This is a genomic window from Streptomyces sp. NPDC085946 (assembly GCF_044540485.1).
Lineage (GTDB): Bacteria > Actinomycetota > Actinomycetes > Streptomycetales > Streptomycetaceae > Streptomyces.
The window spans coordinates 273,441-286,154 of the sequence record NZ_JBITSF010000010.1; the positions used below are offsets into that span (position 1 = coordinate 273,441).

Below are 12,714 nucleotides of genomic sequence, written 5' to 3' on the forward strand. Positions count from 1 at the left end.
GGTTTTCCTCACGCAGCGCAGTGCGGAACGCGGATGGACTCGTGAGCACAAGCGGATCGAGCGGCATCGCGAGGAGGACCGGGCCCGTGAGTGGGACAGCCGTTTGTTGGAGGAACGGCGAGCCGTGTACACGCGGTTGAACGCCACTGCGAGAGCAGCCCGAGACGCTTTGGCGGAATGGATGCACGATTTTCGCCGGGGCGGCACCCTTGACGAGGCGCGACGGACGGAATTGAAGGAGCTTTAGGGTGCCTACGTCGTCCAGCACGCGGAGTCCCACACATGATCGTGTCCGATGCCGTGCTGCCCGTTCTGGGTGCCACCAACGGCTCGCTGCGGAAAATCTACGGGCTGGTGCAGCACCTGGACGCGGGGCAGCCGGGCCAGGAGGAGAACCTTCGGGAACTGGGCCGACGGGTGGACGACCTCTGGGACCACCTGACCGCTCTACGGGATGAGATGCGCCGGGATTTCGGCGTCTCCGCACGCGTGGAAGCACTCGACAGGAAGCCGGTGGAGGCCATTTGACCGGGGGCGAGTCCACATACCCGTGACTGGCGGGTTGGAGGCGGACCAAGAGGTCTGTGGGAATCCGTGTGATTCCTCCGCAAGCTCCATTGCGCGACCACTCGCATCCCGGGTCTCCTCCAGACCATCCTCAACTTGTATATGGCGAGCTCAGACTGAGGGCGGGGGGAAAGATTACCATTGCCCTCAAAGAAAAAACTTGCAACATTGAAAAAATTATTTACCTTTTGCCGAATTGACCAGCCCGGGAAATGACACCTGTATCGCGGAGCCGCCATAAACGAAAGACATTCCGAACCTTTCTGCAATCTTTCGCTGCTCCGAATTTTCGTACTCGCCCTCTTTGCCCGGCAATGCGATAATGGCGACAATGTAGGGATCCGTGTCATCCCTTTCGGCGGGAAGGTTGTCAGAGAAGTTCGGAATTACCCGCCAGGTGGTAACATATCGACCCTTCCTGGTCACATTCAAAATTTCGCTGCTGTAATAAAGGCGCGATTGATACCTGACGTACTCGTCCCCTGGATCAGCAACCCACTCGGGCGCATTCGCTTCATGTTTTAGATTTTTCAAATTCCATGACACTTTCCATGAATCCGCGAAGTCGGGATCCAGCGTTCCCCTGTCTCCCCTGACGACCGCCAACTCCAGGTCGGCATGCACGATCTGAAATTTAGAATTCGCGGGAATTTCGACGAGCCTCTCATGCTTGAAGTCGTCGCCCGGCTCGAGCCAGTCCCCTGGAGCGGAGAACCCGCCGGAGTCGACGAGGTCCCAGTCATCTTCTACAGAGTTTCTCCTGAAGTCCAACTCATAAGGTGGAGTAATATCCCTTTTCCAGTCATCCATATTTCTCGCCTTTTCGGAAAATTTCGTCGACAAGCCATATATACGCCACATCCCTCCCAGTACATACAGCCGGACCTTCCCGGAGTTCTTGTAGCGGATGCGGGTCGGCACATGCAGAACCTCCCCGTTTTCATTTAGATTTGGCTTTCCGAATTCAACTTGCAACGGAAGTGCGCTGGTGGTCGCATAAGGCAAGTACACCTGAGAGTAGGCAAGGTTCGCCACAGCCAGCAGAGTCGATGCAACTACACCGGCTGCCACCCCCTTAGGATGAAGGACTTCACGCCAAATGTTTTGACGGTGCAACATCCAGAGGGACCACAAAGACCACGCAAGAAGAATCGGCCAAAGCCACAAGTAATGCGTATATTCACCACCGTAAAGATGAACGACAAGGAGCAGCAGGTTGACGGCAAAAGCAACCAGAGTTCCAATCAGCACAACCAGCCCAGAATGCTTGAAATATCTTTTTCTCCAGTAGTCAAAAGTCGCTACGACAGCCAGCATTTCCACAATCGACGCGACAATGAATGAAACTCCTGCGACGCGCCCTCCGTATGTGAGCGCCCTAAACGCATCTATTAGGCCTATTCTTCCGACGACTGCCGATGTGACAATGAATCCGACCGCCGTAACAAAGCCCATCGTGCGCCGCCTCCACCGGCGATGGGGCCACACCTCGACACCTCCCCCGATCCATCGAACGCGCGATTGATCCTCGAAATCCATTTTTTTCGGAAGGCCGGCGCGGTGAATAATCGCACGCAAATCCCTTAACGACCACGCGCGTCCCAAGGATCGGCCTTCGATACTGACTTCTCTGAGGCCGCGCTCGTCCGGGGGGTGCACAGTGACAAGAGGCTGTTCCTTCATACAGAAAGGCTATTGAACAACCCCGGCGGGCGCACCAGTTAGTAAGCCCATCGGGTGACTTACCCACCTTCACTGCAGCCGCATCTACGCTCAGCTCATGGTGGGGTTCTGCATCGGAAGCGGCCTACCGTACGTGTCCGAGTTCACCGATGTTCCGGCGGCCTCGAATTCCTGATGCTTCCATAGCTGCCCATGCGACGGGAGAGAAAGAGAATCCGATCCTGAAGGGTATGGCATGTTCATCGACTGTGCGGGATTTTCAGGTCGCTGCGAACTTTTATTTATCAAGTTCAGGAAAAACCGTTTGAATCGACGAGGCGCACTCGCTCCGACAACACTGCGCGGGCCCCGTCGAAGTCGGCCAAGCGGGCCGCGACTGTGGCGACGGCAAGGCGGTCCGGAAGGGCGGCGGAGAACTTCAGGCCTCGTACGGCCCGGGAGTCCACGTCAGGCAGGACCAAGTTCTCGCCGACGCTCTCGCGAGCCGCGTGCCAGTCTGCCGGGGTGAGATTTTCCCGCAGGCGCAGCCAGCAGTCGGTGGGACGTTGCAAGGGGTCGGCAACCGAGGGAAGGGTGGCCGCGAGGGTGGCGTTGGCGCGGTAGCCGGCCCAGGTCCACCAACGGACGTCAGTACCAGTACGGGTGATCAGCGTGCCGCCCGGGTGCACGGTACCAGGCCCATCAGTCTCTCGCTGTCCGGCCAGACATGCCCCAGCTCGCCGGGTGAATGCAACGGGCGGGTCCGTGCCCAGCAGCACTTCGCGCATGGCGCGCGTCAGGGCGTACGAGAGGCCCGCGATGCCGCCGTTCATCCACTTGGCGATGCCGCCGCTGTCGGCGGGTTCGACGAAGACTCGTTTGCGCGTCCAGTCGATGTAGGTGACCTGCCAGCTTCGCCCGCCGAGCAGCAGGCGCCGTGGGCCGGGCCGTTCCTCGGTTAGCACGCTCGGGTCGGTGCGGCCGATCTCGGTGCGTCCGGACAGCACGGTGAACTGCGGCGGCGCGGTGAAGGACGCGGTGAGTTCGATGAAGTGCCGCTTGCCGAAGCGGCGTTCCGCCTCGGGGCCGATGAACAGCAGGCCGCCGTCGCTGTCGAGGAAGCCCTCCTCGGTGAGATGGCTCAGGATCGGGGCGGCGGACCGGTCGAAGGGGGCGAGGCCGTTCCACTGCTGTTCCCACAGCTGGTCGCCGAGCTTGTGCTGTTGCAGGGCGACGGCGAGGAGCTGCTGGGCCACGAGGTGGCGCGGTTCGGGCGGTGGGAGAACCGGTTCGACCCAGCCGCGCGACCACAGCAGAAGCAGTCCCGCCGCCTGCAGCAGGGTGTCCTTGCTCGTGGTGAGGAACAAGCAGTTGCGTACGGTGCCCGCACGTCGGCCGGTGCGGCCGATGCGCTGGAGGAAGGAGGCGACGGTGGCCGGCGAGTCGATCTGGATGACGCGATCCAGGTCGCCGACGTCGATGCCGAGTTCGAGGGTGGAGGTGGAGACGATGACGCAGTCGCGCGCTTCCGCGAACGCCTGCTCGGAGCGGGTGCGTTCGTCGACGGAGAGGGAGGCGTGGGACAGGAAGACGGTCACCTCCCGGGCCCGGAGCGCGGCGCCCAGTTCCTCGACCTGGCGGCGCGAGTCGCAGAAGACGAGCCGCTTCTCCCCCCGGTGCAGGGCGGCGATGAGCTTGGCGGCGTTGTCGAGGGAGCCCACGTAGTCGAGTTCCACCTCGCCCGCGGGCCGGCGGGGCGGGTCTGCGGCAACCTGCTCCCCGTGTCCGGCCGCGCCGGTGGCGGGCAGGTGGACACCCGGCGCGATGACCTGCCCGGTGCGGCTGCCGGAGCTGGCCCCCTGCAGCCAGTGCAACAGTTGCTCGGGGTTGCCGACGGTCGCCGAGAGCCCGACGCGCTGGATGGGCCGGCCGGTGACCCGCTCCAGCCGTTCGAGCACGGCGAGCAGGTGCCAGCCCCGGTCGTCGCCCGCAAAGGCGTGCACCTCGTCGACGACGACGGCCCGGACGCTTCCCAGCAGCCGCGCGTGGTCGGTCTTGACGCCGATCAGCATCGCCTCGAGCGACTCGGGCGTGGTCAGCAGGATGTCCGGCGCCTCGGTGCGGATGCGCTGCCGCTGCGACTCCTTGGTGTCCCCGTGCCAGAGCGCCGCACGCCGCCCCAGCCATTGGGCGTAGGTGTCGACGCGGGCGACGAGGTTGTTGAGGAGCGCCTTGAGGGGGCACAGGTACAGCACCGAGGTGCCGGTCCACCGCTGTTCGGCCATCGCTGACAGCAGCGGGAAGCAGGCCGCCTCGGTCTTGCCGCCGGCTGTCGGGGCCAGCAGGACGGCGTCCTCACCGTCCATGAGCGGTGTGATCGCCGCCCGCTGAAGAGGGCGCAGGTCGGGCCAGCCGAGGGTGTTGACGATGTGGTGCAGGACGACGGGGTCGAGCCGGTCGAGTACGTCGCTCCCTCCCCCGGCCGAGTCCGTCCCGGCCGGGTCGTCGCCATCCGCCATCACAGCTCCAGGTCGATGTCGTCGGCGGACGTGGAACCGCCAGTGACCGTGGCGGCCAGGTTCCGCTCTACGTCGGTGAGTTCGCTGCTCGCGACGGTCAGCTTGTAATGCCGCCGGGGATCGAAGTCATCGAACTGGTCCACACGGTCGAGGACGTCCCCGACGAGCTTCTTCAGGAACAGCCGGGGCGCCACGCCGACCTTTCCGCCCAGCGCCCCGCCAACGGCCCGTGCGAGGTCCGCGACGTAGGCATCATCGGTGACCATCCGCACACGCTCGGGTGATGTGGCGGCGTCCGCGTACAGGTCCCGAATGGTGACGCCGAGACCCACCAGGGATTCCTGGGTGAAGCCGGGCAACCGGATCTGCACCGCGCGGGGGTTGTCGAAGCGCGGGTCGGTGGTGAAGTCGGTGGCGAGCCGCTGGGCGAGCGGCGCCAGGCGCTGCACGCCCTGCTGACCGTCGTAGAAGGCGGGTGTACCGGTGATGACGAGGTACAGGCCGGGGAAGCGGCCGGAGTGCACCTCGTCGATGAGCTGCCGCAGCGCGTTGAGTGCCTTGTCGCGGGCGTCGGAGCGGACCCGCTGGAGCGTCTCCACCTCGTCGAGGACGACGAAGAGACCGGTATGTCCGGAGTCGCGCAGCACGGTGAGCAGGCCCTGCAGGAAGCCGAGCGCCCCGAAGTGGTCGAGGTCGCCGCGCACCCCGGCGGACCGACGGGCGGAGGCCGCGACGTGCGGCTGGCCGCCGAGCCACGCCAGCACGGCCGCGGCGGTCGCCTCGTCGCCGTCGGCGAGGGCGGCCCGGTAGCCACGCAGGGCGGTGGCGAAGGACGGGGCGTGCCGGGACACCTCGGTGAGCCGCGCGACGAGCAGCTTCTCCACCTCGCCGGGCAATTCCTCCTCGGTCGCGCCGGCCGCGAGGGCGTCCTCCTCCAAGGCGTAGAACCAGGCGTCGACCACCGGCCGCAGGGCGCTGGGCGGGAAGCTGGAGGTGGTGAGGCGCTCGGTGAGCCGCCGGTAGACCGTCTCCAGCTTGTGCAGCGGCGTCTCGTTCTCGGAGATCTGGATCTCGGCCACGGCGAAGTTGCGGCGTTTGGCCCGCTCCCCCAGCCAGCGGGCGAAGAAGGTCTTGCCGGACCCGTACTCACCGCGCACCGCTTTGAACACGGAACCGCCGGACGCGACGGCGTCCAGTTCCGCGTCGAGGGCCGCCTCGAAACGGTCGAGCCCGGTGGCGAGCAGGTCGAGCCCGCTCTCAGGTACGGCCCCGCGGCGCAGAGCATCGATGACAGTACGGCGGCGGGCGGCGCTGACCTGTGCGGGGCGCTTGGATCCGGTGGTGCTCACGGGGACCAGTGTTCCATCTGCCTGTGCACCAATGCCTCGACGGAGAACCGAGATGCCTGGTTCGGGACTATATGGGTCCAGCAGTGTTGCCGTACAGCCGTCGTCGTGCTGCCAGGTGGCGGTAGGGGCACCGTGGTTCGGTGTGCCATCAGGTGACCTGCCTGTGAGTTCGACGTGCAGGGAGACTACGATCCGGCTCAACGCAGTCGGCGGGTCTCAGGAACCCATCCCTTGCGATGGGCCCCCGGGTCCGGGGCATCTCGGTGCTGATCACACCGGGTGCCGAAGACCGGTCCCTGTGCTTGCACAGGGTGGCGGAGGGATACAGCGGACCGCTCGTGGCTTGCCTGACGGTGCTCAAGGTGAGGCTCGCCGGCTGCATCTCACATTCAGGGACGGGGCGGCTCGGTGACGGCGGTAGACGACTTCACGGACCTCTCCCCGGATCAGTTCCTCGAAGCGGTGGTCAGCGGCTCGATCTACCCGTACACCGAGCACCGGATCCGCAAGCACCGCGGCGGGTTGCGGACCTTGCACACCCCGGTTCCTCGGTTGTCCCGGACGCAGCAGGAAATCCTGGCCCGTCTGGAGACTCTTCCAGCTGGGTTCCAGCCGCACCCGGCAGCGTTCGCCTACCGGCGCGGTCGCTCGGTCGTGGACTGTGCCGCCGTCCATCTGCGAGCCCACACCGTGATCCGCCTGGACATCGCCGACTTCTTCGGGAGTATCAGGGAGCGGCACGTCTACGCCGCCTTGAAGGACGCCTGGACGCGCCCGACGGAGCGCGAGTACCGGATCGATCTCGTGGAGGATGAGGACGGCCGGCGGGAGATCGGCCTGCGTCGTACCGCCCGCACCCTGAGCGCTTACACCACGGCCCGGCTGGTCACCGTGTCGCCGCCTGAGCCGAACCAGACCTGGCCGAACCGCGGCACCGGGCGGCGCAGCGTGTACCTGGAGGCCGTCGGGCAGCACTTCTCCGTTCGCCGGCCTGACCTGATCTACAAGTACACCCGCGAGGGATTCCTGCCTCAGGGCGCTCCCACAAGCGGGTACCTGTCGAACATCGTCATGCGCGACGTCGACGAGGTGGTCACCCACCAGGTCGAGTCCTTGGGGCTGCGCTACACCCGCTACAGCGACGACATGTACTTCTCGAGCAGGAGGCTCGTTCACCACGACGACGTCGACCGTCTCGTCGCTGGAGTGAAGAAGGCCTTGAAACCGCTGGGCATGAGGCTCAACGCGAAGAAGACCTATGTGGCCCGTCCCGGTGCGCGCCGCAGCGTGCTGGGCATCCTCGTCGACGGTCCCGCTCCTCGTCTGACGCGCGAGTACAAGCGCCGCATCACCAGGCATGTGCGGGGGGCCGCGTCGTTCGGCATCGAGCAGCATCGCCGTCACCAGGGCTTCAAGGACCTGGCCGTGCTGGACGCCCACGTGACCGGGTTGCTGTCGTTCGCGCACATGGTCGAGCTCGACTGGGCCGAGAAACAACTCGCGGACTGGAAGCGGTTGCGCGAGATTCCCCTTGAGTACGAGGACCCGGTGATCGTGCAGCATGGGCTCGATCTGCCCTGGGACGAGGAGGTTGAGCCCTCCCGGGCAGATCTGGCCAAGGACTCGATCGACGACCTCATCCGCGGTGCCCAGCGCTATCGCTCGTCCTCGGACTACCTGCAGATGCTCGAGTTCGTCGGCCGGTTCAAGCGGTACGCGCCGTTCAACGCGATGGTGGTCCACATCCAGAAGCCGGGGGCACGCTACGTCCTGTCCTCCTCGGACTGGGAGTCGAAGTACCGGCGGGTGCTCAAACCCGGCGCCAAGCCACTGTTGATCTTCCAGCCCCGTGGGCCCTACATGCTCGTGTACGACGTCGGGGACACCGAGGCCCTGCCCGGAGCCCTGCCTCTGCCCAAGGGGATCACCGCCCCGATGTCGGTGTCCTCTCGTGCTGGAGAGAAGGAGGTCCTCAAGGTCTGGCATCACACCGAAGCGAACCTCGCGCCCCTGGGTATCCGGCTCACCTTGGTCGACCACGGGGCCTCCTCCTGCGGACGCACGTACCGCAGCAGGTCCGGCGGTTCCATCAAGCGTCCCGGCAGCAGGCGTGGAGACCCGCCGGAGACATACCCGACGTTGTTCGAGATCGAGGTCAATCAAAACCTGTCACCACTGGACCGGTACGCCACGCTCGCCCACGAGCTCGGCCACCTGTTCTGCGGGCACCTCGGCGCCGCCCCGGGGGAAACTTGGCCTGACCGGTACTCGCAGCCCTTCTCGGACGAGGACGCCAAGGAGATCCATGCGCGCAACGAGGTCGAGGCCGAGTCCATCGCCTGCATGGTGCTCAAGCGCCTGGACCCGGATGTCCGAATGGGCGACTACATCACCGGACACCTCGGCCCCGGCCAGCAGGTTCCCGAGACCGTCGCCCTCAACCTCACGTTCAAGGCCGCCGGCCTGATCATCGAGATGGGCAAGAAGCGCCTAACCGCCACCAAACTCCACAAGTCCAAGAAGTGATCAGAGTGGCGCAGTGCCCAGAGGGTGCAGTCGGGACAACACACCGGTGGTATCCGGCCATGTTCCTGGGGCTGCCCGTGCAGCGACACGGTGGGCGGCATCATGGGTCCCGTAGGCCGATACCCGGTTTCCCGGAGGACTCTTTGACTCGCTCTGCATGCGTGTACCTATCAGCAACGTGCTGGTTGCGGGCTCCGTAGAGCTCGTACGCGCATCGCTGGGAAGGGCTACTCACCTCGGTGAGTCGTGCCCTCTTCCCGCAAGCGAGCCGACAAGTCCATGGAGGAACGGTGTTGACCAACTCGACCCACCAGACGTGCCACCACCCGGCGCGTGACATCACCATCGTCGCTCTCGTCTCCGGTGTTGTCTCTCTCGGCACTGCCGTCACGACGATGGCGTTCGAGGTCAGCCCGTTGGCGACTCTCACGAGCAGTGGTGGTGCGTTCCTCGCCGTCCTCAGTGCGGGGATGAACGTGCTCCACCACGTGAAGCGCGACGTGTAGCACCGACAGGGACGGCCTGCCGAGAGCAGGCCGTCCCTGTCTGCAACGTTCGACGCATGCGCAGCGAGCCCGGCGTCGCTCTTTCGAAGTCCCGTTCCTCGGACCTCAGCCGGGCGATACTCGCAGTGATCTCGGTGTTCTGCGAATCGGTTGACGTTCACCACAGAGCGCTGCTGGAATCACTCTCCGTACAGGCAACAAGGTGGAAAGTGGAGTCACATGGCGGCGCTCGACAACGTGAAGCTGAAGGACGTCCTGGCGGATGTCGCCTCGGGTTCCTTACAACTGCCGGACTTCCAGCGGAACTGGAAGTGGGACGACGACCGGATCCGGGCGATCATCGCGACGGTCACGCTGGATTACCCGCTCGGCGTCGTGATGACGTTGCAGACCGGCGGCGCCACCCGGTTCCGCTCCCGGACCCTCACCGGCGCCCGGCCGGACGGCGACCCGGAGGCCGATCTCCTGCTGCTGGACGGGCAGCAGCGCCTCACCTCCCTCTTCCAGGCCCTGTGGCTGGACGCTCCGGTGGAGACGGCAGACTCTCGGGGCAAGCCCATTCAGCGGTGGTACTACGTCGACATCGCGAAGGCCGTCGGGCCGTCCGCGGACCGCGACGAGGCCATCGTGTCCGTGCCGGCCGACAAGGTGCTCCGGACGGACTTCAACCGCACCGTGGTGCTGGACCTGCGCACCACCGAGGCCGAGTGCGCGGCCGGCCTCTTCCCTCTGCACTTCGTCTTCGACGCCCAGCGTGTGAACGAGTGGAAGAAGGCGTACATCAAGGCGGACGAGGACCGGAACTGGGACCTGTGGGGCCAGTTCGACGAGGCGGTCCTCCAGCAGGTCCGTGCCTTCCAAGTGCCGATGATCCGGCTGGCCGCCTCCACCTCCATGGACGCCGTCTGCGCGGTGTTCGAGCGGGTCAACACGGGCGGCGTGCCCCTGAACGTCTTCGAACTGCTCACCGCGACCTATGCCGGAGACCGCGAGTACGTGGAGCGAACCGGGGACTACTACCAGCTTCCCGTGGTGTGGCGGGAGATCAAGCAAGGGCTGGCGAGTAAGTACCCGGTCTTCGGCCGCCTGGAGAGCGGCATCGAGAACGGGCTGAGCAGCATCGACTTCCTGCAGGCCATCGCGCTGGTGCGCACTTGGGAGCGGAAGCAGGAGGGCCTCGGAGCCACGGTGTCCTGCAAGCGCCGTGACCTGCTGGACCTCCCCTTGGCCGACTTCGTGCGCCTGGCACCCAAGCTCGCCGACGCCTTCGCCTGGGTGGGCGACTTCCTGGAACGGCAGTGCATCGTCCGCCCGGCCGATCTGCCGTACCGGACACAGCTCATCCCGCTCGCGGCCGTCCGCGCCATCCTCGACACGGGGATGGACGGTCTGGGGGCGGAGGAGAAGATCGAGCAGTGGTACTGGTGCGGCGTGCTCGGGGAGATGTACGGCGGCTCCACGGAGACGCGCTTCACCAAGGACGTCGAACAGCTCGTCCCCTGGATCGCGCAGGGCGAGAGGGCACCCGAGACGGTCACGGAGGCGTTCTTCTTCACTGACCGCCTCGACACCCTCACCACCCGCAACAGCGCCGCCTACAAGGGGATCTACGCCCTGCTGATCAAGCAGGGCGCGGTGGACTGGCACTACACGGATGCCCCGCTCAGTCCCGGCAGGCTGGACGAGTACAGCGTGGACGTCCGACAGATCTTCCCCAAGACGTGGTTCCGGCGGGGCGACAGCCACGGCCTGCCCACGAGTTCGATCGTGAACAAGACCCCCCTGTCCTACCGCGCCGCGATGGACATGACGGGAGCGCCGTCGTCGTACCTGTCCACGATGATCGCCGCGTCCGACATGCGGCCCGAGTGGTTCGACGACGTCCTGACCACCCACCTGATCGATCCGGACGCACTGCGCGAGAACGACTACGAGCGCTTCTACCGCGACCGCTCCAAGCAGTTGCAGGACCTCGTGCACTCCGCCATGGGCAAGAGGACGATGCTCCGTGACCTGCCGGAGGGCGACGTCCGATGACGACCAGGCCGGATGAGCGGGACGCCTCCTCGCTCAAGGGCAGGACCGTGTCCGTGCAGGAGATCCTCGACCTGTTCCAGGTCAGGGTCCGTGACCACCGCTCGGTGCACCGCATCTCGCAGGCGCTGACGGACGCCGGACTGACCACGCTGCCGGACTTCGCGGTCTGCGGCCTGCGCAGCACCGTCGAGGTCGTGCCGCTGACGTCCGTTCCCCCGCAGCGCACACCCGCCGACATGGACGACGAGGCCGACGCGACGGACGAGGCCCTGCCTTCGAACGCCCTGCCGCAGCGGCTGCTGCTCGGCGACATCCCGTCGGCGCGGCGCGGCCTGGTGTCCGTGGGTCCCGGCACGCCCCTGTCCCAGACGACCTTCCTCATGCGCACGAAGGGTCTCTCCCAGGTGCCGGTGACCACCGGCATGGCGCAGGTCCACGGGGTCGTCACCTGGGGGTCCGTGGCCAAGATGTACGAGGCCGGGAAGCCGGCCACGCTGGACAACGCGATGGAGAAGGACTCGCTGCCCGTCGCCGACGCCCGCCAGGAATTCTTCACCGCCCTCCCGGTCATCCGCGAGCACGGCTACCTGCTCGTCCGCGGCGACGACGGCTGCCTGTCGGGCATCGTCACCGCCGCGGACGTCACGGAACGCTTCGAGGGGGCGGCGCGGCCCTTCTTCATCGTGGGAGAGATCGAGTCGTTGCTGCGCCGCTGCCTGGGCGCGGCACTGGACGCGGAGGCCATCAAGGCGGTCCAGACGAACAGGAAGCCGGAGCACCGCACCGGCCAGGTGTCGGACCTGATGTTCGGCGACTACCTGAAACTCCTGGACGGCGACCAGACGAAGCAGTCCCTCGCCGAGCGGGCCGACCAAAACTGGGAGGCGTTGAAGTGGGCCAACATGCCCCGGGAGCAGTTCATCGCCTTGCTGAAGCGGGTGAAGGACATCCGCAACCGGATCGCCCACTTCGACGAGAAGCCGCTTCCGCAGGAGATGCTCGACGAGCTGACGACCTTCGCGAACGTACTGCGGGCGTTCGCACCGTGAGGTGACGCGGGGCGATGGGGGCGGGACTCGTCAGTGCGGGCACGCGATGTCGGCCCACACCGTCTTCGTGCAGGTGTCCCGTGCCTCGCAGCCCCATCGTTCGGCGTACGCCGATACGAGGAGCAGCCCTCGTCCCGCGTCCGCTTCGAGTGAGCGGCCCTCGGCGGCGGGGGCTGTCTGCGGCAGCCGTTCGGGCCGCGCGTCGATCACCTCGACGCGAACGTGCTCCTGGAGCCGCAACAGGGAGAGCCTGAAGTCCCACCCCGGCAGTCGGCCGTGGGTGACGGCGTTGGCGGTCAGCTCCGCCGTGACGAGGGCGACGGCGTGGGACACCTCGGCGTCGTACGAGATTCCCCAGGCCGCGAGCTGCTGCACGGCGAGACGGCGAGCGAGGCGTGCCCCACATCCGGTGGCGCTGAGGCGGATGGTGAACGGCGGAACGTTCGCGGGTGCCTCGGCCTGTGCGTCGATCGACTTCATGGAGTGACCGTCTCGTCAC

9 protein-coding genes are annotated in these 12,714 nt (G+C 66.0%); 5 read left to right on the forward strand and 4 right to left on the reverse strand.

From position 1 onward, the window contains the following. Positions 1-282 precede the first annotated feature (282 nt). Positions 283-528, forward strand: coding sequence for a hypothetical protein (locus ACIF8T_RS22045; protein WP_400037532.1), 246 nt, complete (start codon positions 283-285; stop codon positions 526-528). A 216-nt stretch (positions 529-744) separates the two neighbouring features. Here ACIF8T_RS22045 and ACIF8T_RS22050 read toward each other — a convergent pair whose 3' ends face one another. The 3 genes from ACIF8T_RS22050 to brxD form a co-directional block, all read right to left on the reverse strand. Beyond that, positions 745-2,250, reverse strand: coding sequence for a hypothetical protein (locus ACIF8T_RS22050; protein WP_400037534.1), 1,506 nt, complete (start codon positions 2,248-2,250; stop codon positions 745-747). A 290-nt stretch (positions 2,251-2,540) separates the two neighbouring features. Then, a complete protein-coding gene (locus tag ACIF8T_RS22055; protein ID WP_400037536.1) occupies positions 2,541-4,748 on the reverse strand; it encodes a DEAD/DEAH box helicase in 2,208 nt (735 codons plus the stop codon). Then, positions 4,748-6,097: a BREX system ATP-binding protein BrxD gene (gene brxD, locus ACIF8T_RS22060; RefSeq protein ID WP_400037538.1), complete on the reverse strand. Its 1,350-nt coding sequence runs from the start codon at positions 6,095-6,097 to the stop codon at positions 4,748-4,750. The genes ACIF8T_RS22055 and brxD overlap by 1 nt, the downstream gene beginning before the upstream one ends. Before the next feature lie 408 nt (positions 6,098-6,505). Here brxD and ACIF8T_RS22065 point away from each other — a divergent pair, with 408 nt between their 5' ends. The 4 genes from ACIF8T_RS22065 to ACIF8T_RS22080 all read left to right on the forward strand — a co-directional run bounded on the left by ACIF8T_RS22065 (position 6,506) and on the right by ACIF8T_RS22080 (position 12,215). Next, positions 6,506-8,623: a reverse transcriptase domain-containing protein gene (locus ACIF8T_RS22065; protein ID WP_400037540.1), complete on the forward strand. Its 2,118-nt coding sequence runs from the start codon at positions 6,506-6,508 to the stop codon at positions 8,621-8,623. Positions 8,624-8,916: 293 nt separating this feature from the next. Beyond that, positions 8,917-9,129, forward strand: a complete 213-nt coding sequence (locus ACIF8T_RS22070) for a hypothetical protein (RefSeq protein WP_400037542.1) — start codon at positions 8,917-8,919, stop codon at positions 9,127-9,129. A gap of 219 nt (positions 9,130-9,348) precedes the next feature. Continuing rightward, entirely contained in the window at positions 9,349-11,166 is a 1,818-nt protein-coding gene (locus ACIF8T_RS22075; RefSeq protein ID WP_400037544.1) for a DUF262 domain-containing protein, read from the forward strand. Next, on the forward strand, positions 11,163-12,215 hold the full coding sequence (locus tag ACIF8T_RS22080; RefSeq protein WP_400037545.1) for a CBS domain-containing protein: 1,053 nt from the start codon (positions 11,163-11,165) through the stop codon (positions 12,213-12,215). Before ACIF8T_RS22075 ends, ACIF8T_RS22080 begins: the two co-directional genes overlap by 4 nt. Before the next feature lie 30 nt (positions 12,216-12,245). Here the strand turns inward: ACIF8T_RS22080 and ACIF8T_RS22085 are convergent, their stop codons facing one another. Then, complete coding sequence (locus ACIF8T_RS22085) at positions 12,246-12,695, reverse strand: ATP-binding protein (RefSeq protein ID WP_400037547.1); 450 nt, start codon at positions 12,693-12,695, stop codon at positions 12,246-12,248. Between the last annotated feature and the right edge of the window lie 19 nt (positions 12,696-12,714).

What these genes read in the sequence shown, in the direction of transcription:
- ACIF8T_RS22075 (WP_400037544.1), top strand. Translation starts at nt 9,349, where the DNA reads ATGGCGGCGCTCGACAACGTGAAGCTGAAGGACGTCCTGGCGGATGTC.
- ACIF8T_RS22055 (WP_400037536.1), bottom strand. Translation starts at nt 4,748, where the DNA reads ATGGCGGATGGCGACGACCCGGCCGGGACGGACTCGGCCGGGGGAGGG.
- ACIF8T_RS22085 (WP_400037547.1), bottom strand. Translation starts at nt 12,695, where the DNA reads ATGAAGTCGATCGACGCACAGGCCGAGGCACCCGCGAACGTTCCGCCG.
- ACIF8T_RS22080 (WP_400037545.1), top strand. Translation starts at nt 11,163, where the DNA reads ATGACGACCAGGCCGGATGAGCGGGACGCCTCCTCGCTCAAGGGCAGG.
- ACIF8T_RS22045 (WP_400037532.1), top strand. Translation starts at nt 283, where the DNA reads ATGATCGTGTCCGATGCCGTGCTGCCCGTTCTGGGTGCCACCAACGGC.
- ACIF8T_RS22050 (WP_400037534.1), bottom strand. Translation starts at nt 2,250, where the DNA reads ATGAAGGAACAGCCTCTTGTCACTGTGCACCCCCCGGACGAGCGCGGC.